The sequence below is a fragment of the Aggregatibacter kilianii genome (genome assembly GCF_003130255.1).
Lineage (GTDB): Bacteria > Pseudomonadota > Gammaproteobacteria > Enterobacterales > Pasteurellaceae > Aggregatibacter > Aggregatibacter kilianii.
Map to the genome: position 1 here is coordinate 434,898 of NZ_NRCN01000001.1, position 22,364 is coordinate 457,261.

Below are 22,364 nucleotides of genomic sequence, written 5' to 3' on the forward strand. Positions count from 1 at the left end.
TTTCATATTCATCCACAGTAAATTGGTGTAAAATTCGCCTTTCTTTGTTTTATCCACTCTTTCTTAGGACGTTGTATGCTACTGAATCGAACCTCCCTTTATAAATTTCTGACCCTTTCCGCCATGGCGGTTTTAACAGCTTGTTCTTCGAACACCAATAAAAATACCGTAACGCCAAGTAGCAGTCCGAACGCAACCGATGCCGATCCGCAAAAATTCGGTGCGGTGTATAACGGACGCAATTATCAACAGGCTATTTTTACCCCGGTAACTCGCGTCGAGAACCAAAGTGCGGTCATAAATCAAGGTGATTTTTTAACACAACTTTCTAATGTGAACACTTACTCCAGTAAACTCAGTAGCAATTTTGCGCCCACTTATGAAAAAATTACAGCGTGGGTATTAGCCGGAGCGAATGTAGGCGAGCTTGCCAATTTCGGCATTAATCCGCAAGTAATGAAAGGTTTTGACGGCTATCAAAACGTGTTAATGACTGGTTACTATTCACCGGTCATTCATGCCCGCCGCACACCACAAGGTCAATATAACCAACCTATTTATGCCTTACCGGCCCAAAAACGTTTCTCTCGTGCAGAAATTTACGCAGGCGCATTGAAAGGTAAAGGCTTGGAACTGGCTTACAGCGACTCCATGATTGATAACTTCTTATTGGGCGTGCAAGGGAGCGGTTATGTGGATTTTGGTGAAGGCAATTTAAACTATTTCGCCTATGCCGGCCAAAACGGTTATAAATATCAATCGGTAGGCCGTTTGTTGGTAGAAGACGGTGAAATTCCAAAAGAGAAAATGTCTATTCAGGCTATTCGAGAATGGGTCAAAGCGAATCCATCCCGCGCCCAAGGCCTATTAGAACGTAACCCATCTTATGTTTTCTTTAAAAATGATCCTTACGGCAAAGTGAAAGGCGCCGCCGGCGTACCGTTGGTGCCAATGGCTTCCGTAGCATCGGATCGCAGTGTCATTCCGATGGGCAGCGTATTATTGGTAGAAGTGCCACAAATTGATAATGAGGGCAATTGGACAAAACAACATCAGCTACATTTGATGGTAGCATTAGATGTGGGGGGCGCCGTGAACGGACATCACTTCGATTTATATCGTGGTATCGGTGATCAAGCCGGCCACATTGCAGGGTTATCTAAACATTATGGTCGCGTTTGGGTGTTACGTTAATGGCACGCATTGACAACTACGAACAGCGTTTCGGCGGCATTGGGCGCTTATATGGTGCAGATGCCTTAGCCCGTTTGCGCCAAGCGCATATTTGTGTCATTGGTATTGGCGGTGTGGGGTCATGGGCGGTGGAAGCCCTTGCCCGTTCAGGCGTAGGCAAAATCACCATGATCGACATGGATGACATTTGTGTCACCAATATTAACCGCCAAATTCATGCGCTAACCGGTAATATCGGTCAACTCAAAACCGAAGTCATGCAACAACGGGTTAAACTTATTAACCCTGAGTGTGACGTGCAAATAATTGATGACTTTATTTCTGGCGAAAATTTGGCCAAATATATCCATCCAGACTATGATTATGTAATAGATGCCATTGATAGCGTAAAAACCAAGGCTGCACTAATAGCCTACTGTAAACGGAATAAAATCAAAATTATCACGGTCGGCGGTGCCGGCGGACAAACAGATCCTAGCCAGATTCAAATAGCCGATTTAAGCCGCACTATTCAAGATCCTTTGCTGGCAAAAGTGCGGTCGGTTTTACGCAAGGATTTTCATTTTACACAAAATCCAAAACGAAAATTTGCTGTCGATAGCGTATTTTCCACACAACCCATTATTTTTCCGCAAGTGGGCGATAATTGCACCACTTCCGCCACCATGAACTGTGCCAATGGATTCGGTGCGGCGACAATGATTACCGCTACCTTTGGTTTTTTTGCGGTGTCTCGGGTACTAGAAAAGTTATTACAAAAATAGCAATCCACTTATTTTTCAAAATAAAAAAAGATAGAAATTCAAATGAAAAAAGAGTAACCTACCTTAGTTTTATCTCATTCATATTCCAATAATAGAAGGAAATACAAGACTATGTTAGCTCAACACTTGAAAACTACTGCGATTGCTGCTGCCATTCTTTCTTTTTCTGCCGCGGCTTCCGCCACTATCGTCACTTCCGTTAAACCTTTAGGTTTTATTGCTTCATCCATTGCCAATGGCATTACCGACACCGAGGTGTTAGTGCCTGCCGGCGCCTCACCACACGATTACAGTTTAAAACCTTCCGATGTACAAAAACTAAAATCTGCTGAAATGCTGATATGGATCGGTGAAGATGTCGATGCTTTCTTAGATAAATCTATTGATGATCTTGATTATAAAAAAGTACTGACAATCAAAGATATTGCCGCCATTGAACCGTTTTTATTAAAAGGTGAACATCATCACCATCATCATGGCGAAGGCGATGTACATGAAGGTCATGATCATGCACACAAAGGACATGAGCATAAGGGGCATGAGCACGCGCATGAGGGGCACGATCATAAACACGAACACAAACATGAACATGGACACGAAGGGCACGAGCACCATCATGATCACGAACATGAAGATTTGGGTGTGAATTGGCATGTTTGGTATTCTCCGGACATTAGCAAAGCGGTAGCACAACGTATTGCCGCGAAATTACTCAAACAATATCCGGAGAAAAAAGATCTGATTGAAAAAAACGTTGCGGAATTTAACCGCACTTTGGATGAACAAAGCGCCAAAATCAAAACACAATTGGAAGGTGTGAAAGACAAAGGTTTCTATGTATTCCATGATGCCTATGGCTATTTCAACAACGCCTACGGATTAAAACAAACCGGTTATTTCACGATTAATCCGCTGGTTGCTCCGGGTGCAAAAACCTTAGCGAAAATTAAAGAAGAAATTGCCGAACATAAAGTGACCTGCTTATTTGCCGAGCCACAATTTACGCCAAAAGTGATTGAGAGCTTAAGTAAAGGCACTAAAGTGAATGTCGGCCGCCTTGATCCGATGGGAGATGCCGTTAAACTTGGAGCTAATTCTTATGCTGCATTCCTCCAATTTACAGCAGATAGCTATGCACAATGCTTAGCAAAATAATGGAATAAATACCAAACAAAAAAGCGTGGAAATTTCACTTTCCACGCTTTCTTTTTACTTTCTATATGGTCATTATTTTTCCAAGTGTTTAATTTTCTTAATCACATTTGATGTAGAAAAACCGTTTTCAAAGTTAAGCACTTTCACATCGCCGCCATTTGCCCAAACTTCTTTACTACCGGCAATATCTTCCGGTTTATAGTCGCCGCCTTTCACCAACAAATCAGGCAATACTTCACCAATTAAGCGTTGCGGCGTGTCTTCATCAAACGCAACCAGCCAATCCACAGAAGAAAGCCCGGCAAGCACAGCCATTCTTGAGTCTAAATGATTAATCGGCCGTTCCTCACCTTTTAAGCGTTTTACCGAATTGTCCGTATTCACCGCAACAATTAAACGATCACCCAACTTGCGTGCATTTTCCAAGTAAGACACATGACCAGGATGCAAAATATCAAAGCACCCATTAGTCATCACGATTTTCTCTCCACGATCTTTCGCTAATTTAACCGCGTCCTTAAGTTCACTTTCTGTCATTATGCCGAAACCGGTGGTGGTTCGACCATGAATCGCATTTTCTAATTCGACGCTAGAAACCGTGGATGTACCCAATTTGCCCACCACAATGCCGGCGGCCACATTTGAGAGATAACAGGCTTCTTCAAAACTACGACCATCTGCCAAGGCGGTTGCAAGCACGCTGATTACCGTGTCGCCTGCACCAGTCACATCAAACACTTCTTTCGCTTCTGTTGGCAAGTGATAAACCGGCTGATTCGGACGTAATAACGTCATACCTTTTTCCGAACGAGTTACTAAAAGTGCGGTTAAATTTATCTCTGAAATTAATTTTAAACCTTTATCAATGACATCTTGCTCAGAATAGCATTTGCCGACAACCGCTTCAAATTCAGACATATTCGGCGTTAATAATGTTGCGCCACGATAGCGCTCAAAATCTGTACCTTTCGGATCGATTAACACGGGAACATTGGCATTGCGGGCAATTTGAATCATTTTTTGCACTTCATTTAAAGTACCTTTGCCATAATCGGAAAGAATCAAAGCACCGTAATTTTTGACCGCACTTTCTAATTTTCCCAACAAGGATTCACTGATCACATTTTGAAAATCTTCTTCAAAATCAAGACGTAACAATTGTTGATGGCGAGACAAAATACGCAATTTCGTAATAGTCGGATGAGTAGTTAATTGAACAAAATCACAATCGATTTTTTGCCTCTGTAACAAGCTCGTTAACGCTGCCCCAGCCTCATCCCGACCGGTTAAACCCAATAATGTTACAGGTACATTTAAGGAAGCAATATTCATTGCCACGTTTGCCGCACCGCCAGCTCGCTCTTCATTTTGTTGCACGCGCACTACGGGCACCGGCGCTTCCGGCGAAATACGATTCGTCGCCCCAAACCAATAACGATCCAACATGACGTCGCCAAGAACCAAAACTTTTGCATGATTAAATTGTGCAGAATATTGAGCCATTTGATTTTTCTCTTAAATAAGGAACAAAAAATTTCGCTAATATTACCACAGTGGAAATGCTATTTCCTAAAAATTCCGTTAAACTAAAGTCAATTGAAGTACCCTATTAACGACTTATCTTAACGCCTTATGTCAAAATCTATTCTCCCTACTTTTAAAACTGAATTTCTCCACCCGAAATATTGGGGCTTTTGGTTCGCTCTCGGCATTTTTCGCTTAATTTTGCTTTTACCCTATTCCGTATTACTCAAAATCGGTAATGGGCTGGGATGGTTATTTGCGAAAACGGGCATAGGAAAACGACGGGCCAAAATTGCCAGACGCAACTTAACATTGTGCTTTCCCGATTACTCCACACAAAAAATTGAAACGATTTTACAGGCTAATTTGCGAGCTACCGGTATGGCGATCATTGAAACCGGTATAGCATGGTTTTGGTCGGATCGACGAATAAAGAAATGGTCAAAAATCGAAGGATTGGAATATTTAAAAGACAATCTGAAAGATGGCATTATTTTCGTTGGAGTGCACTTTTTAACGTTAGAATTAGGCGCGCGCATCGTTGGAATACATCAACCGGGCATTGGCGTTTATCGACCGAACGACAACCCATTATTTGATTGGATTCAAACTCAAGGCAGATTGCGTTCCAACAAAGATATGCTAGATCGCAAAGATTTACGCGGCATGATTAAAGCTATTCGTCATGGCGATATTATTTGGTACGCACCCGATCATGATTACGGCAGAAAAAACGCTGTATTCGTACCGTTTTTTGCCGTGCCTCATGCAGCAACCACAACAGGAAGTTATTATTTATTAAAATCCTCACCAAACAGCAAAGTTATTCCCTTTGCGCCACTCAGAAACGCAGATAATTCAGGCTATACGGTTACCATCTCGCCACCGGTAGATTTTTCCGATTTGCACGATGAAACCGAGATTGCTACCCGAATGAATCAAGTAATTGAAAAGGAAATTATGAAAGGGGTTGAACAATATATGTGGTTACACCGCCGTTTCAAAACACAGCCTGATGAAAAAACGGATCTGTACAATATATAGGTATAAAAAAGGTGAGCTTAAAACTCACCTTTTATTTTTGAACTCAATTCGTTATAACTCTACAGCATCCAACTCATCAGCCATAGCAGACAAAATCTCTCGAGTAAGATAAGCCAGAGAACGATAAAACGGCAACCTGGCCGATTGTTCCACTTTGCTTAAGAACTTGGCTGCGCAAGGCAATAAAAAGTGTTCAAACAGTTCCTGCTGTGCAGACAACGAATCCGAATTATCTTCCAACCATGACGCCGTTAGTAACAACATAGCGAAATGATCAATATTATCGCTTGACGGTAAATTTCGAACTTGACGAAAATCATCAAACGCATCTACTGAAATATCATAGGCAGAAATTTGAGTTGCCACCATGCCTTTCTCACCAAATAACTTTTGATATTCTTGAGCCAAGATATCTAAATCAATCGGCATTTGTAATGCAACCAAAGCTTGTTTACTTTCTATATCTTCATTTAATGGCCATACTTCAGACAATTTATTTTGTTGCAACCAAATAAATATACCGGAAAGTATATTATCGGTGGGTTGACGATAAAATAAATTACCAAATAATCGGCTAATCAAAGAAAAATAATTTAATTGAATTTTCTCTTGCATTAATTTCCACTCTCAAAAGATAAAAGTGCGGTCAGATTTTTAAATGTTTTTTCAAAGACGGATATTAAAATAGTTTGACGATCTGTTTCATCTAATAAATGAATATTTCCAAAAATATCATGTTGAATATCTGTTATTCCACAAAAATTAAACAACCCGTCAACCAAACAAGATTTTAAAGCTTTATCAAAACCAAGTTGTTGGTATTTTTCAATACTATTTCCCATGGTAATAAATTGTTGTATTTTTTTATGTTCAAGTAAGCCTACGGAAATATTATTTTCATTTTGGTAGGCAAAACCATAACTTAAAACACGGTCTAAATAACCTTTTAATATTGCCGGAAATCCCATCCACCAAAGCGGATAAATAAACGTAATTAAATCGGCTTCCGTAATAAGTTTTTGTTCAAACTTAATTTCAGCGGGAACAATACCTTCCATCGAGGCATTTAGTTCGCGCCAAGATAATACCGGGTTGAAATCTAATGTATAAAGATCACGAACGACCGTTTCCCCCCCAGCTTGTCGGGTGGCTTTTATGACTTCCTCAACTAAAGCCCGGTTAAAACTCTGTGGATTCGGATGAGCAGAAATAATCAAATGTTTCATATTATTCCTTAATTTTGATAACGTTCAACGTAATGCCGTCAACACCAGTAACTTCAATAATGTCATTCACCGATAAGCCGTGCCCCTTAATACGCCAAGTGGTATCACCGAAAGCGCCTCGCCCAATGCCGTTTTCAGCAATTTCTAATACTTTCCCACGCGAACCAATCATTGCATGATTCCGCTGGTTTAATGCACGGTTGGATTGGTCGGCTTGATCTTTACCATGCTGATAACGCCACCAAATTACGCTCAAAATCATAGCAATAATGGCGTAAATCACGGCTAAAGAAGAAAGAGGTAAATCCGGAAAGAGTTTCATTATTCCCGCAACAACAATTGCCGCAAGCCCCCACCATAGCAAGAACACTCCCGGCATTGCAATTTCGGCAATGAGCAAAATAAACCCTAAAACAAGCCAGTGCCAAACGCCCCAATTAACAAACCATTCCATATTTACCTCTACACCTTTAATTAATTAGGTTTTTTATCGCCTTTGAGTAGCTCTGCAATACCGGCAATAGATCCCATTAAATTACCCGCTTCTAACGGCATTAACACCACTTTGCTGTTATCTGCACCACCAATTTCTTTTAGGGCTTCCGTGTATTTCTGTGCGATAAAATAATTAATGGCTTTCGTGTCACCATTGGCAATCGCATCAGATACCATTTGAGTTGCTTTCGCCTCAGCCTCAGCTGCACGTTCACGCGCTTCTGCCTGTAAAAATGCCTCTTGTCGTTCACCTTCCGCTTTTAAGATACGGGATTGTTTCTCACCTTCCGCCCGCAAAATTTCCGCCTGACGGACCCCTTCCGCCTCCAAAATATCGGCACGCTTATTACGTTCAGCTTTCATTTGCGCATTCATTGCAGCAATCAACTCATGCGGAGGACGCACATCACGAATCTCAATACGGGTTACTTTAATTCCCCAAGGATTCGTTGCTTCATCTACAATAGATAACAAACGGCTATTGATAGAATCACGTTGGGATAGCATCTCATCTAATTCCATGGAACCTAAAACTGTACGAATATTAGTCATGGTTAAATTGATAATCGCTTGTTCTAAATGGTTCACTTCATAAGCGGCATTTCGCGCATCAATCACTTGTACGAAACACACCGCATCAATAGACACATTAGCATTATCTTTTGAAATGACTTCTTGTGAAGGGATATCAAGAACCTGCTCCATCATGTTAATTTTACGACCAACACGATCAACAAACGGAACTACAAAATTCAACCCGGGCATTAACGTGCGGGTGTAACGACCAAAACGCTCAATAGTCCAGTTATACCCTTGAGGCACGGTCTTCAGTGTAGAGTAAAGAACAAAACCGGCTAAAATCACAAAGATAATAGCAGCAACAGGTAAGTCATCTAAAAAATACATAATTTCTCCTTAGGATATAGGTAATTACTGCGTTAAGTCTAACAAGTAGAAAAAGATTTGTATAGGGAAAAGATAAATCTTGTTAGCCCAATTTAATACTAGCAATTTTTTAACTCTATATTTTATTTATATTTAGGTTATCATGTATTTTATTGATAAGAGAAGATAAAACAGCAAATAGGATATAGATACGTTTTTTTTCCAAAACTTAACAAACTTTTGCTTTATTGCGAAATACTCTTACTAAATATAAACCCAAGAAAATTATTACAATTTAAATTACTATTCAAAGAAGTTTATATATTATTACTTAAAAAACTAATAGTTAACTGTTCAATTATAGTAAATAAAGTTGTTATTTGATCATAATATAGACAAAAACAATTCTACAACAATCCTTAGAATGGATTTTTCGGATAAAACACCTCAAAATCTCAAAACATCATAAAAAACATTAACTTTTTCATGATTTATTTATGAATATCTCGATCTAGATCACATTTTTAACATATAATTAACTAAAATTTTGTTATATAAATTTTTTAATGATATAACTACTTCCCGATTATAACTAACCTAACCTAAAAGGAAACTTATGAGCGATATCATATTACAACTACAACTTGAGTTTTCTGAACTCATTGGTGATGTTAAAGTTAAAAACTTATTTAATGGCCATGGAATTTTCCATCAGGATATTATGTTCGCTTTACATCAAAATGGGAGCATTTACGTAAAAGCAGAGGGGAGTTTAGTATCCTATCTAGAAAAATTGGGAGCCGTAGCTTATGCAATCAACCAAGATAGTATGAAGAAGCTAGCACTGTATAATTATTATCAGCTACCAAATTCTATCCGGAGAAACAAGGAAAAATTTAAAGAGGTTCTCACTCTCGCTATAAAGCAGGCAAAAGCCAAAAAACTTTCTGATGAGTTATCTAAGAAAGAGCGCATTAAAGAATTAGCAAACTTTTCAATAAAACATGAAAGGCTTCTAGCCAAGGTCAATATTCATACCGTAACTGAATATCGGAAATTAGGTGCATATCATAGTTTTATTAGACTAAAGAAACTCGGCATTCCTGCGAATATTGAATTATTGTGGACCTTTATTGCGGCATTAAAAAACAAACATGTAAGTTTACTCTCTGAAGAAGAGAAAAATAAAAAGTTAATAAAATTAAATGACCTACTAGAAAGTAATGGGTTACGCAAAATGAAGAGGTAATCCTCCTTCTACTAGTTAGATAACAAATTTGTAGTAAAGCATTTCTAAAACCAACCGCACTTTCAATCACTTCCAAAGTGCGGTTTTCTTGTTCGCTAAATTTCCCGGTTATCTCTCCGTTATCTCTTTAAGTGATAACTTGTCATTCTCTTACTTTTCCCTTTTCTCTCTCTTTTGGCCTTTAGTCCTTCTTCAACCTTTAACTTAATCCTGTTTGTCCGCTTTGCCCAAAAACAAAAACCCCCGATGCATGCACATCAGGGGTCTATATTCAGCTTGGCGGTGACCTACTCTCACATGGGAATATCCCACACTACCATCGGCATTACGGCGTTTCACTTCTGAGTTCGGTATGGATTCAGGTGGGCCCACCGCATTATCGCCGCCAAAATTCGGTCGATGACTTTACTTCCGTCTTCTCGTATTCTCTATCCTTCAAACCAAAACAAGCTGACTCTCAACTTTCTCTTAGTATCATCACCTCTATTCCCGGTGAATCACCTACAGTCTCTCTTTATTCTCTCTTAACTGCTACCCACCCAATTCCGCTCTCATGCCTCAGGTCTCCCCAAAAACACTTGAGCGTTGTATGGCTAAGCCTCTCGGGCAATTAGTACATGTTAGCTCAATGGCTCGCACCACTTACACACCATGCCTATCTACGTCTTAGTCTTAAACAACCCTTACAGATTTATAATCTGGGAGAACTCATCTCTTGGCAAGTTTCGTGCTTAGATGCTTTCAGCACTTATCTCTTCCGCACTTAGCTACCCGGCAATGCGTCTGGCGACACAACCGGAACACCAGCGGTGCGTCCACTCCGGTCCTCTCGTACTAGGAGCAGCCCCAACCAATTCTCCAACGCCCACGGCAGATAGGGACCGAACTGTCTCACGACGTTCTAAACCCAGCTCGCGTACCACTTTAAATGGCGAACAGCCATACCCTTGGGACCTACTTCAGCCCCAGGATGTGATGAGCCGACATCGAGGTGCCAAACACCGCCGTCGATATGAACTCTTGGGCGGTATCAGCCTGTTATCCCCGGAGTACCTTTTATCCGTTGAGCGATGGCCCTTCCATGCAGAACCACCGGATCACTATGACCTACTTTCGTACCTGCTCGACTTGTCTGTCTCGCAGTTAAGCTTGCTTATACCATTGCACTAACCTGACGATGTCCGACCGTCATTAGCAAACCTTCGTGCTCCTCCGTTACTCTTTGGGAGGAGACCGCCCCAGTCAAACTACCCACCAGACACTGTCCGAGACCACGTTTCGTAATCTTCGTTAGAACATCAAACGTTAAAGGGTGGTATTTCAAGGACGACTCCACAATCACTGGCGTGACTGCTTCAAAGTCTCCCACCTATCCTACACATCAAAATTCAATGTTCAGTGTCAAGCTATAGTAAAGGTTCACGGGGTCTTTCCGTCTAGCCGCGGGTACACCGCATCTTCACGGCGATTTCAATTTCACTGAGTCTCGGGTGGAGACAGCCTGGCCATCATTATGCCATTCGTGCAGGTCGGAACTTACCCGACAAGGAATTTCGCTACCTTAGGACCGTTATAGTTACGGCCGCCGTTTACTGGGGCTTCGATCAAGTGCTTCTCTTGCGATAACACCATCAATTAACCTTCCAGCACCGGGCAGGCATCACACCCTATACGTCCACTTTCGTGTTTGCAGAGTGCTGTGTTTTTAATAAACAGTTGCAGCCAGCTGGTATCTTCGACCGGTTCAACCTTCAGGGGCAAGCCCTTACAATCTACGCCGGCGCACCTTCTCCCGAAGTTACGGTGCTATTTTGCCTAGTTCCTTCACCCGAGTTCTCTCAAGCGCCTGAGTATTCTCTACCTGACCACCTGTGTCGGTTTTCAGTACGGTTTAGATAAACCTGAAGCTTAGTGGCTTTTCCTGGAAGTGTGGTATCGGTTACTTCAGCTCCGTAGAGCCTCGTCATCATCTCTCAGTGTTAAGGAAGTCCGGATTTGCCTAAACTCCCCACCTACCAACTTAAACGACCATATCCAACAGGTCGATAACCTAACCTTCTCCGTCCCCACATCGCAGTTTATCCAAGTACGGGAATATTAACCCGTTTCCCATCGACTACGCTTTTCAGCCTCGCCTTAGGGGCCGACTCACCCTGCCCCGATTAACGTTGGACAGGAACCCTTGGTCTTCCGGCGAACGGGTTTTTCACCCGTTTTATCGTTACTTATGTCAGCATTCGCACTTGTGATACGTCCAGCAAACCTCTCGATTCACCTTCTTCCGCTTACACAACGCTCCCCTACCCAACAGTATTGCTACTGATGCCGCAGCTTCGGTGCTATATTTGAGCCCCGTTACATCTTCCGCGCAGGCCGACTCGACTAGTGAGCTATTACGCTTTCTTTAAATGATGGCTGCTTCTAAGCCAACATCCTAGCTGTCTAAGCCTTCCCACTTCGTTTCCCACTTAATATAGACTTTGGGACCTTAGCTGGCGGTCTGGGTTGTTTCCCTCTCCACGACGGACGTTAGCACCCGCCGTGTGTCTCCTGAGTATCACTCTTCGGTATTCGCAGTTTGCATCGGGTTGGTAATCCGGGATGGACCCCTAGCCGAAACAGTGCTCTACCCCCGAAGGTGTCCGCTCAAGGCTCTACCTAAATAGATTTCGGGGAGAACCAGCTATCTCCCGGTTTGATTGGCCTTTCACCCCCAGCCACAAGTCATCCGCTAATTTTTCAACATTAGTCGGTTCGGTCCTCCAGTTAGTGTTACCCAACCTTCAACCTGCCCATGGCTAGATCACCGGGTTTCGGGTCTATACCTTGCAACTAATCGCCCAGTTAAGACTCGGTTTCCCTTCGGCTCCCCTATTCGGTTAACCTCGCTACAAAATATAAGTCGCTGACCCATTATACAAAAGGTACGCAGTCACCCTTGCGGGCTCCCACTGCTTGTACGTACAAGGTTTCAGGTTCTATTTCACTCCCCTCACCGGGGTTCTTTTCGCCTTTCCTTCACAGTACTGGTTCACTATCGGTCAATCAGGAGTATTTAGCCTTGGAGGATGGTCCCCCCATCTTCAAACAGGATATCACGTGTCCCGCCTTACTTGTCGTTAGCTTAGTACCATAACCTGGACTTCGAGTACGGGGCTATCACCCTGTGTCGCTGTGCTTCCCAGCACATTCCTCTGTCTCTGTCATTATCACTAACAGGCTCCTTCGCGTTCGCTCGCCGCTACTAACGAAATCTCGGTTGATTTCTTTTCCTCGGGGTACTTAGATGTTTCAGTTCTCCCGGTTCGCCTCATTATCCTATGGATTCAGATAATGATAGTGGGTTCTTCACCCACTGGGTTTCCCCATTCGGACATCTTGGATTAAACGCCTCTTATCGACTCATCCAAGCTTTTCGCAGATTAGCACGTCCTTCGTCGCCTCTGATTGCCAAGGCATCCACCTTGTACGCTTTGTCACTTAACCATACAACCTCAAGTATTCTTATAATTAATTCAATTTCATAAACTTAAAAGTTAATTTAAATCTAAAATCCACTTAAAATCACAACATTGAATCGAAAACACTTAACGTCGCTAAGCAGTAACAGTTAATTTATTAAGAGCAATCGCCTTTTATCAATTACTCTCACTCAGACTTTCTTGAAAGTCTCGTTTTCAGCTTGTTTCCGGTTTGTTAAAGAACAGGTTTTATAAAGAAGTTTCTTTCTTTATCATCATAGTTAAATTTATTGACTTGATACCCTTACATCTACTTATTTGGACCACAAATAACTTATCTACTTTAAGTAAAAAAGAAGATAAGAATGGCATTTCTTAATAACGTGTATGCAATAAACTTAACTATGACGATATTGGTGGAGATAAGCGGGATCGAACCGCTGACCTCCTGCGTGCAAGGCAGGCGCTCTCCCAGCTGAGCTATATCCCCAATCATATCCTTTGGTTTTCACTCATACATAGTGCTTTTGATATATTGAAAGTTAACTCACAATGAAATTAATCTACCAAACTCACCAGTCTAAGTGGTGGGTCTGAGTGGACTTGAACCACCGACCTCACCCTTATCAGGGGTGCGCTCTAACCACCTGAGCTACAGACCCAACAGGATTTTTTGTCTTCTATAGTGTTCTGACTCTGTCTACAATCATCAGCCAAACTGTGTGGACACTTAAGTTCGTCTTTCGGTAAGGAGGTGTTCCAACCGCAGGTTCCCCTACGGTTACCTTGTTACGACTTCACCCCAGTCATGAATCATACCGTGGTAAACGCCCTCCCGAAGGTTAAGCTATCTACTTCTGGTACAACCCACTCCCATGGTGTGACGGGCGGTGTGTACAAGGCCCGGGAACGTATTCACCGCGACATTCTGATTCGCGATTACTAGCGATTCCGACTTCATGGAGTCGAGTTGCAGACTCCAATCCGGACTTAGACGTACTTTGTGAGATTCACTCCACCTCGCGGCTTCGTCGCCCTCTGTATACGCCATTGTAGCACGTGTGTAGCCCTACTCGTAAGGGCCATGATGACTTGACGTCATCCCCACCTTCCTCCGGTTTATCACCGGCAGTCTCCTTTGAGTTCCCGACCTAATCGCTGGCAACAAAGGATAAGGGTTGCGCTCGTTGCGGGACTTAACCCAACATTTCACAACACGAGCTGACGACAGCCATGCAGCACCTGTCTCATGGTTCCCGAAGGCACTCTCATATCTCTACAAGATTCCATGGATGTCAAGAGTAGGTAAGGTTCTTCGCGTTGCATCGAATTAAACCACATGCTCCACCGCTTGTGCGGGCCCCCGTCAATTCATTTGAGTTTTAACCTTGCGGCCGTACTCCCCAGGCGGTCGATTTATCACGTTAGCTACGGGCACCAAGCTCAAAGCCCAATCCCCAAATCGACAGCGTTTACAGCGTGGACTACCAGGGTATCTAATCCTGTTTGCTCCCCACGCTTTCGCACATGAGCGTCAGTACATTCCCAAGGGGCTGCCTTCGCCTTCGGTATTCCTCCACATCTCTACGCATTTCACCGCTACACGTGGAATTCTACCCCTCCCTAAAGTACTCTAGACCCCCAGTCTGAAATGCAATTCCCAGGTTAAGCCCGGGGATTTCACACCTCACTTAAAAGTCCGCCTGCGTGCCCTTTACGCCCAGTTATTCCGATTAACGCTCGCACCCTCCGTATTACCGCGGCTGCTGGCACGGAGTTAGCCGGTGCTTCTTCTGTGATTAACGTCAATCGTGATGCCTATTAAACATCACGCCTTCCTCGTCACCGAAAGAACTTTACAACCCGAAGGCCTTCTTCATTCACGCGGCATGGCTGCGTCAGGGTTGCCCCCATTGCGCAATATTCCCCACTGCTGCCTCCCGTAGGAGTCCGGGCCGTGTCTCAGTCCCGGTGTGGCTGGTCATCCTCTCAGACCAGCTAGGGATCGTCGGCTTGGTAGGCCATTACCCTACCAACTACCTAATCCCACTTGGGTTCATCCTATGGCATGTGGCCCGAAGGTCCCACACTTTCATCTCTCGATTCTACGCGGTATTAGCGACAGTTTCCCGTCGTTATCCCCCTCCATAAGCCAGATCCCCAAGCATTACTCACCCGTCCGCCACTCGTCAGCATAAGTACAAGTACTTACCTGCTACCGTTCGACTTGCATGTGTTAAGCCTGCCGCCAGCGTTCAATCTGAGCCATGATCAAACTCTTCAATTCAAAAAGTTTAATCGCTCAATACTGCTAGCTAATTAATCTATCTATAAATAAACGATTGTTTCGTAGCACTATTCAGTTCAATTTTAAAATTCTTTTAAAAACGAATCTTCAAGTGCCCACACAGTTTGTCTGATTGATTGTTAAAGAACAAAAAACGACGCGCTGTTTAGTGCTTTACAACGGCGCGTCGTTGTGGGGGCGTATTATAGGTTTTTATCACAACCTTGCAACCCCTTTTTGCAATTTTTTGCAAAATATTTTTCAATTGATTATTTTTTATCAAATTCGCACAAAATTTCGCTATCAATATCCAGTAAACTTAATTTTTCAAAACCCAATGAATGAATACGTTGTAATAAGCTATCTTTTTTCACAAGCGGCTTGGTGCAAAACACTTGAGAATTCATTTGATTTTTTGACCGCACTTTTACTTCTTTTAGTAAGGATTTCACCCGCTTTGCAATCGCTACGCCGGAATCAATAAAATACTTAACTTGCGGTAAACATTGCTGAATTTCAGATTTGATAAGCGGGAAATGCGTACAGCCCAGTACGACAGCGTCCAAATCAGGTATATTTCCCCATTCGCTTAATTCTACTTTTATCTCATTTAAATCAATAGGATAACCATGCAACTTGTGTTCGGCCAATTCCACTAATTTTGTACTGCCAATTTTCTCAACCTGACAAAAAGAGGCATATTTATCAATTAAATCAGATAAATATTGACGTTTTACCGTTCCCTTAGTGGCAAGCAATCCGATATGCTTAGTTTGCGTTTGTTCTGCCGCAGGTTTAATCGCAGGTACCGTACCAACAATAGGAATGGAAAAATGTTTACGCAATACTGGCAAAACCACCGTACTTGCCGTATTACAGGCGATAACAATAAGATCTAAAGGATACATGTTGTCGATACGTTGGCAAATTTTTAACGTACGCTCAACAATGCCTTCCTCAGGCTTTTCAGAATAAGGGAAATACGCATTATCAAAACAATATAAATAATGATAATCAGGTAAAAGCTGTTTAACTTCCTGATATACGCTAAAGCCCCCAACGCCGGAATCAAAAAAAAGAATGGTGGGTTTTGATTGAATATTCATGAGTCATTTTATGTAAAAATTTGCGTAATTTTATTCGCTTATCAAGCTGTTCTCAAGGAAAAGCTCACTAATAAGCAATGGCATTTCTTGAACTAAAAATAAGGACCGACGCGCATATAATCCGCTTTCAGGATCTTTCGCCCATTGAATCCCAACCCTTTGCGCTGATAATGAAAACAACCATTCACCAATCGGTTTATCGCCTAATGTGAACAAAGATTGATAATGTGTGAGCAAATCTTTAGAAATTAACGTGCGAGCGGCCACCCAAGGTTTTCCGTCACCATGCAATACCACTTCACGACACCAGTAAACTCCCTCGGACAAAAGTGCGGTCTCATTTTCAAATGTTTTTTCTATCCATTTTTCCGACCGCACTTTCACCTCAAATTGATGGCAATGTTGCTTCAACTTGGCAGTTAGCGAGCCTTTTTCAAATAACCAATGCTGAATGGAAAGGGGAATGTTCTGAACCTTTGGCGCATCTTCGGGTTGCCAAGTTAAACGAGCAAAAATCGAATCAGGCATTGCTATAAATCTCTCGATTATTCAGCCAGCGACGAATGAGCAATTCTGCCTGCTGTGGATATTTTTGTACGAGTTGTTTGGCATAAAACTGCACGGTCGGTAACATTTTACGATCTCGCATTAAATTTGCTACTTTAAATTCGGTAATGCCTGTTTGTTTAGTGCCAAGCACTTCGCCCGGTCCTCGAATTTCTAAATCTTTTTCCGAAATGACAAAGCCATCTTGCGTGTCCCGCATTACCTGCAGGCGTTTCTGCGAAATTTTGCCTAATGGCGGTTTATACATTAATACACAAAAAGAAGCTGTGGTGCCACGCCCAACCCGACCGCGTAATTGGTGAAGTTGCGATAACCCTAGGCGTTCGGCATTTTCAATAATCATTAAACTGGCATTTGGCACATCCACGCCCACTTCAATCACTGTCGTCGCGACCAGTAAATCCAAATTAGCATCCTTAAACTCTTGCATAATTTCTTGTTTTTCAGCAGGTTTCATTCGCCCATGTACCAGACCGATACGTAAGTGCGGTAGAATTTTACGAAGATCTTCAGCAACGGCTTCAGCAGCTTGCGCTTCCAATACCTCTGACTCATCAATCAAGGTACAGACCCAATAAGCCTGCCGCTTTTCTTCGGTGCAAGCCCGATTAACCCGCGCAATAATGTCGGCACGGCGATCTTCAGAGATGGCAATTGTTGTTATTGGCGTGCGTCCGGGCGGCAGTTCGTCAATAATTGAGGTATCCAAATCGGCATATACAGTCATGGCCAATGTGCGTGGAATCGGCGTGGCGGTCATAATAAGCTGATGAGGATAAACACCTGCTTGGTTGCCTTTTTCACGCAACATTAAACGTTGGTGTACGCCAAAACGATGTTGTTCATCAACAATGACCAAACTCAGATTATGAAATGCAACTTCATCTTGGAATAGGGCGTGCGTCCCCACCACCATTTGTACACCGCCGTTTTTAATCCGTTCTAATTCAACAGTGCGTTGTTTGCCTTTGACTTTGCCGGCCAGCCAACCGACATCAATTCCAAGCGGCTCAAACCAACGGCGGAAATTTGTGGCATGCTGTTCGGCTAAAATTTCTGTTGGTGCCATTAACGCCACTTGTTTACCATTATCAATTGCCGTCAACGCAGCTAACGCGGCGACCAATGTTTTACCGGATCCTACATCGCCCTGCACCAAGCGCATCATAGGATAATTTCGTTGCAAATCCTCTTCAATCTCTTGGGTTACACGCAATTGTGCATGGGTCGGAGTGAAAGGTAATTTTGCTAAAAAGCGTTGTTTTAAATCCGATTGCGCACGTAATGGTTCTGCAAAATTCTCCTGAATTCCTGACCGCACTTTTTGCATAGCTAAATTATACGCCAGCAATTCCTCAAAAATGAGGCGCTGTTGGGCAGGGTGCTTACCCTCTTCTAACGTCTCCAACGAAACATCCGGTGGCGGATTGTGTAAAAACTGAATTGCTGATTTGAGATCAAAAGGGTGCGGATTAAACTCCGTTGGCAATAATTCCGCTAATGGTGTTTTTTCCAATACCTGTAGAGCCTGAGCGATAAGTTTACGCAAAGAAGTTTGCTTTAAACCTTCGGTTGTAGGATAAATCGGCGTTAGCGTTTCCGACAAAACCAAAGGTTTATTGTCATGAATAATTTGATATTCAGGATGGTGCATTTCTGCCATAAAACGCCCACGACGTACCTCACCAAAGGCTTTTACCCTTACCCCCGGTTGTAAGCTGTTTTTCATCCCGGCGTTAAAATTAAAAAAACGTAACGCGAGTTTTGCTGAGCCGTCAGAAAGGTATGTCATTAACATTGGACGGCGTCCAAACTGCACTTCCGTGCTTTGCACTACACCTTCTATAGTGGCATATTGTTCAGGTCGGAGATCAATGATGGGGGTGATGCGGGTACGATCTTCATAACGCAGAGGAAGATGAAATAGAAGATCTTGCAGATTTAAAATACCCAATTTGCCTAGTTTTTCTGCAATTGCAGCCCCAACACCGGAGATGGCAGTGAGTGGAATGGCATCTAATAATTGGGCGTGCATTATTGATTGATGTTACGTTCAATATGAATCAATTCAGGCATCTGTTTGATTTTACGGATGATATTTGCCAAGTGTTTAATATCTTTTACCGTTAATAACACGATAATTTGATATAAACGGCCTTCCTGTTCTTCCGTCCAAATGCTTTGAATATTGCTGTCCATGGAAGAAATGGTGGACATCAAATGTGGCAAAGTACCTTGTTGGTTAATCATTTCAATACGCAATTCGGTCTCAAATTCAATTTGCGTATCGCTTTTTTCCCAATCCACAGACATGTAATGTTTAGGATCATCTTTGCGGTTTTTTAAGTTAGAACAAGATTCGTGGTGAATGACTAAGCCTTTTCCTGGGCTGGCATATGCAATAATCGGATCGCCCGGCACAGGATGACAACATTGCGCAAAGGTGGTTAATAAACCGCCATTACCTTTAATTTCTAATGGAGTTGCATTATTATCCGGATTACCATCAGTGTCGATTTCGATAGATTCTCCCAACAAACGATGTGCAATTACCGTACTCATTTGATTGCCCAAACCGATTTCCATAAATAAATCATTAAGGCTAGCTAATTTGAGATCCGCCAGTACGTTTTGTGTATATTCTAAATTAAGATCTTCCAGTTTTACCGGGCTTAAGGCGTGCGCTAATTGGCGTCTACCCGATTCGATAGCTTCATCACGGCGTAAATCTTTTAATGCATGGCGGATGCTGGAACGGGCTTTTGCGGTAACTACAAAATTTAACCAAGCCACATTCGGACGCGCATTGGGTGAGGTTAAAATATCAATTGTCTGTCCGGATTCTAAAGCTTGGGATAACGGGTATGGTTTGCGATCGACATTAGCCGCCACACAATTTTTACCCACGTCGGTATGTACTGCATACGCAAAATCTACCGGAGTAGCCCCTTTCGGTAATTCCACAATACGACCTTTTGGCGTAAACACGTAAATTTCTTTCGGGAAAAATTCGGATTTCACGCTTTCGATAAATTCGAAAGAATTACCCGCACTTTGTTGCAGTTCTACCAAACTTTGTAGCCAACGTTGAGCGCGAATTTGCGCCGGCGTACTGTCATTTTTGCCGCCTTGTTTATACGCCCAATGTGCTGCTACGCCCATTTCCGCCATTTGATCCATTTCTTCCGTACGAATTTGCACTTCAACAGGCACACCATGCGGACCGATCATAGAGGTATGTAAGGATTGATAGCCATTGGCTTTCGGCACCGCAATATAATCCTTAACTCGCCCCGGACGTGGTTTATAAAGGCTGTGCATTTGTCCTAAAACGCGATAGCAAGTATCCACATTATTCACAACAGTGCGGAACGCATAAATGTCCATAATGGAATGAAACTGTTGATCTTTTAAGCGCATTTTTTGATAAATGGCATAGAGATGCTTCTCACGCCCAAACACGCGCGCTTGAATGCCCACATCTTCTAATCGCCCTTTAATTTCTGCAGAAATACGTTCAATCATATCTTTACGATTGCCGCGGGCGATTTGCACAACCTTTTGCAGAACGGCATAGCGTTGCGGATGCATGGCTTCAAAGCCAAGATCTTCCAGTTCATTTTTGATATGCTCGATACCCAAACGATGAGCCAAAGGGGCATAAATTTCTAACGTTTCTTTGGCAATTCGACGACGTTTATCAGGACGCAATGCGCTAAGTGTACGCATATTATGGGTACGGTCAGCAAGTTTGATAAGAACGACGCGGATATCCTTGGTCATTGCCAAGATCATCTTACGGAAATTGGCGACCTCAGCTTCTTGACGGGTACGAAATTTGAGCTTATCTAATTTAGAAACACCTTCAACGATTTCCGCCACACTGGCGCCGAATTCGTCTTTCAATTGTTCTTCTGTATAAGGCGTGTCTTCGATTACATCATGTAATAAAGCCGCCATTACTGCCTCGTGATCCAAACGCATCTCGGCAATAATGGACGCTACCGCGACAGGGTGGGTGATATAAGGTTCGCCACTAGAGCGAGACTGTCCTTCGTGTGCATCACGGGCAACCACAAATGCACGTTTAACTAATTCAACTTGTTCAGGCGGTAAGTATTCCTGAATAATATGATTTAAGCCTTCGAATAGATACAAAACACACCCAACCGACTAAAAAAGTTGTAAATATTAACCGCACTTTAGTCGGACAACAAAGAAACGGCGCTCACTTCAACACGCTCATGCGCCAAATGTTCTTGGCGTTCTTGCGCATCCAAAATTTCATTGTTAATTAAACCTTTCTCAATTTCACGCAAAGCGATAACTGTTGGCTTATCGTTATCTTCCGGCACCAACGGTTCGCGGGTATGTAACTGCAATTGTCTTGCACGACGAGCCGCAGTTAAAATTAAATCAAAACGGTTACCAATTTTTTCCACTGCATCTTGCACGGTTACACGAGCCATAAATTACTCCAGTTTGCTAAATCTAATGAATCTAAAAGGGCAGTATGATACTAAAACTACCTTTAATTTGCCAGTAATTGTTCAATTAAGCCTTTATTTTCTTGTTGTTGATGACTTAGTGTTAAACGTTCGGCACGCAAAATTGCTTGCAAATCAAAGAGTGCCTGTTCGAAATCATCGTTCACAACCACATAATCGTACTCATCATAATGGGAAATTTCACTCATGGCTTTTTCCATGCGGTTGGCAATCACTTCTGCGGAGTCTTGCCCGCGTCCGATTAAGCGCTTTTCCAACTCACTTAATGACGGCGGCAGAATAAAAATGCTTTTTACGCCCGCTACCTTTTTACGAATTTGTTGTGCACCTTGCCAGTCAATATCTAAAAACACATCAATACCTTTGGCTAAATTTTCCTCAATAGCAAACAAAGAAGTGCCGTAATAATTGCCACCAAACACTTTGGCATATTCCAAAAACGCATGTTGTGCGATGAGGTCTTCAAATTCGCTATGGGACACAAAATAATAATGTACACCTTCTTGTTCACCAGGGCGAGGCGGTCTGGTCGTATGAGATACGGAAACCATCATTTTATGGCTGTTGGCTCTTTTTAGTAATGCGCTAATTAATGAAGATTTGCCAGCCCCACTTGGTGCGGAAATGATGTATAAATTGCCTTGTAACATAATGATTCTCTCGTTAATGATTTTCGCTATTATGCCCCTAAGCCAATAAAAAATCAGCAAAAGTGCGGTCATCTTTTACAGAATTTTTTGATTCGGTGAACTATCGTGTTTTTTACTCATCCCCAAAAGAGATACATTCTCAAATTCAAGAAAGCATGTTATAATCCCCCTCAAAATTGGTAGAAGGAAATCAAACGTCCACTTCTATTTAACCTTTTCGTTTAACTTAAAAATATAAGGTGAAATCTT

General features: G+C 42.5%; 16 protein-coding genes, 2 tRNA genes and 3 rRNA genes. 5 read left to right on the forward strand and 16 right to left on the reverse strand.

Annotated features, from left to right (window positions below):
- The first annotated feature begins 75 nt into the window (after positions 1-75).
- From mltA to znuA, 3 genes are all read left to right on the forward strand, one after another.
- Positions 76-1,194: a murein transglycosylase A gene (mltA, locus tag DK428_RS01855; protein WP_109064337.1), complete on the forward strand. Its 1,119-nt coding sequence runs from the start codon at positions 76-78 to the stop codon at positions 1,192-1,194.
- Positions 1,194-1,958 carry a tRNA cyclic N6-threonylcarbamoyladenosine(37) synthase TcdA gene (gene tcdA, locus DK428_RS01860; protein WP_162616590.1) on the forward strand — a complete coding sequence of 255 codons (765 nt, stop codon included), beginning with the start codon at positions 1,194-1,196 and terminating at the stop codon, positions 1,956-1,958. The genes mltA and tcdA overlap by 1 nt, the downstream gene beginning before the upstream one ends.
- Positions 1,959-2,069: 111 nt before the next feature.
- On the forward strand, positions 2,070-3,113 hold the full coding sequence (gene znuA / locus DK428_RS01865) for a zinc ABC transporter substrate-binding protein ZnuA (RefSeq protein WP_109064335.1): 1,044 nt from the start codon (positions 2,070-2,072) through the stop codon (positions 3,111-3,113).
- Positions 3,114-3,185: 72 nt separating this feature from the next.
- Here znuA and hldE read toward each other — a convergent pair whose 3' ends face one another.
- Positions 3,186-4,616, reverse strand: a complete 1,431-nt coding sequence (gene hldE, locus DK428_RS01870) for a bifunctional D-glycero-beta-D-manno-heptose-7-phosphate kinase/D-glycero-beta-D-manno-heptose 1-phosphate adenylyltransferase HldE (protein ID WP_109064334.1) — start codon at positions 4,614-4,616, stop codon at positions 3,186-3,188.
- 129 nt (positions 4,617-4,745) lie between these two features.
- Here hldE and DK428_RS01875 point away from each other — a divergent pair, with 129 nt between their 5' ends.
- A complete protein-coding gene (locus DK428_RS01875; RefSeq protein WP_109064333.1) occupies positions 4,746-5,681 on the forward strand; it encodes a Kdo(2)-lipid IV(A) acyltransferase in 936 nt (311 codons plus the stop codon).
- Between the two features lie 51 nt (positions 5,682-5,732).
- Here the strand turns inward: DK428_RS01875 and DK428_RS01880 are convergent, their stop codons facing one another.
- Genes DK428_RS01880 through DK428_RS01895 form a run of 4 tightly spaced genes read right to left on the reverse strand, consistent with a single transcriptional unit; the run spans position 5,733 to position 8,308 of the window.
- On the reverse strand, positions 5,733-6,296 hold the full coding sequence (locus DK428_RS01880; RefSeq protein WP_109064332.1) for a TorD/DmsD family molecular chaperone: 564 nt from the start codon (positions 6,294-6,296) through the stop codon (positions 5,733-5,735).
- Positions 6,296-6,907: an NAD(P)H-dependent oxidoreductase gene (locus DK428_RS01885; protein WP_109064331.1), complete on the reverse strand. Its 612-nt coding sequence runs from the start codon at positions 6,905-6,907 to the stop codon at positions 6,296-6,298. The genes DK428_RS01880 and DK428_RS01885 overlap by 1 nt, the downstream gene beginning before the upstream one ends.
- A 1-nt stretch (position 6,908) precedes the next feature.
- Complete coding sequence (locus tag DK428_RS01890) at positions 6,909-7,361, reverse strand: NfeD family protein (RefSeq protein WP_109064330.1); 453 nt, start codon at positions 7,359-7,361, stop codon at positions 6,909-6,911.
- A gap of 20 nt (positions 7,362-7,381) precedes the next feature.
- On the reverse strand, positions 7,382-8,308 hold the full coding sequence (locus DK428_RS01895; protein ID WP_109064329.1) for an SPFH domain-containing protein: 927 nt from the start codon (positions 8,306-8,308) through the stop codon (positions 7,382-7,384).
- A 595-nt stretch (positions 8,309-8,903) separates the two neighbouring features.
- Here DK428_RS01895 and DK428_RS01900 point away from each other — a divergent pair.
- On the forward strand, positions 8,904-9,536 hold the full coding sequence (locus DK428_RS01900; protein ID WP_109064328.1) for a TfoX/Sxy family DNA transformation protein: 633 nt from the start codon (positions 8,904-8,906) through the stop codon (positions 9,534-9,536).
- Positions 9,537-9,810: 274 nt separating this feature from the next.
- Here the strand turns inward: DK428_RS01900 and rrf are convergent.
- From rrf to gmk, 11 genes are all read right to left on the reverse strand, one after another.
- Positions 9,811-9,926: ribosomal RNA gene (gene rrf, locus DK428_RS01905) — 5S ribosomal RNA — on the reverse strand.
- A 199-nt stretch (positions 9,927-10,125) separates the two neighbouring features.
- Positions 10,126-13,022 (reverse strand): 23S ribosomal RNA (locus tag DK428_RS01910).
- Between the two features lie 389 nt (positions 13,023-13,411).
- Positions 13,412-13,487 (reverse strand) — tRNA-Ala (locus tag DK428_RS01915).
- Between the two features lie 95 nt (positions 13,488-13,582).
- Positions 13,583-13,659 (reverse strand) — tRNA-Ile (locus DK428_RS01920).
- Positions 13,660-13,744: 85 nt separating this feature from the next.
- Positions 13,745-15,284, reverse strand: a 16S ribosomal RNA gene (locus DK428_RS01925).
- The 16S, 23S and 5S rRNA genes sit together here with 2 tRNA genes alongside, the layout of an rRNA operon.
- Before the next feature lie 269 nt (positions 15,285-15,553).
- Positions 15,554-16,390, reverse strand: a complete 837-nt coding sequence (gene murI, locus DK428_RS01930; RefSeq protein WP_109064140.1) for a glutamate racemase — start codon at positions 16,388-16,390, stop codon at positions 15,554-15,556.
- 30 nt (positions 16,391-16,420) lie between these two features.
- Positions 16,421-16,918 (reverse strand): chorismate--pyruvate lyase family protein, encoded by a 498-nt coding sequence (locus DK428_RS01935; protein WP_109064141.1) that lies wholly within the window; start codon positions 16,916-16,918, stop codon positions 16,421-16,423.
- On the reverse strand, positions 16,911-18,992 hold the full coding sequence (gene recG / locus DK428_RS01940) for an ATP-dependent DNA helicase RecG (protein WP_109064142.1): 2,082 nt from the start codon (positions 18,990-18,992) through the stop codon (positions 16,911-16,913). Before recG ends, DK428_RS01935 begins: the two co-directional genes overlap by 8 nt.
- Positions 18,992-21,115 carry a bifunctional GTP diphosphokinase/guanosine-3',5'-bis pyrophosphate 3'-pyrophosphohydrolase gene (gene spoT, locus DK428_RS01945; RefSeq protein ID WP_109064143.1) on the reverse strand — a complete coding sequence of 708 codons (2,124 nt, stop codon included), beginning with the start codon at positions 21,113-21,115 and terminating at the stop codon, positions 18,992-18,994. Before spoT ends, recG begins: the two co-directional genes overlap by 1 nt.
- 44 nt (positions 21,116-21,159) lie before the next feature.
- A complete protein-coding gene (rpoZ, locus tag DK428_RS01950) occupies positions 21,160-21,426 on the reverse strand; it encodes a DNA-directed RNA polymerase subunit omega (RefSeq protein WP_109064144.1) in 267 nt (88 codons plus the stop codon).
- Between the two features lie 62 nt (positions 21,427-21,488).
- The gene (gmk, locus tag DK428_RS01955) at positions 21,489-22,115 is read right to left on the reverse strand and encodes a guanylate kinase (protein WP_109059835.1); all 627 of its coding nucleotides are present in this window, start codon (positions 22,113-22,115) and stop codon (positions 21,489-21,491) included.
- Between the last annotated feature and the right edge of the window lie 249 nt (positions 22,116-22,364).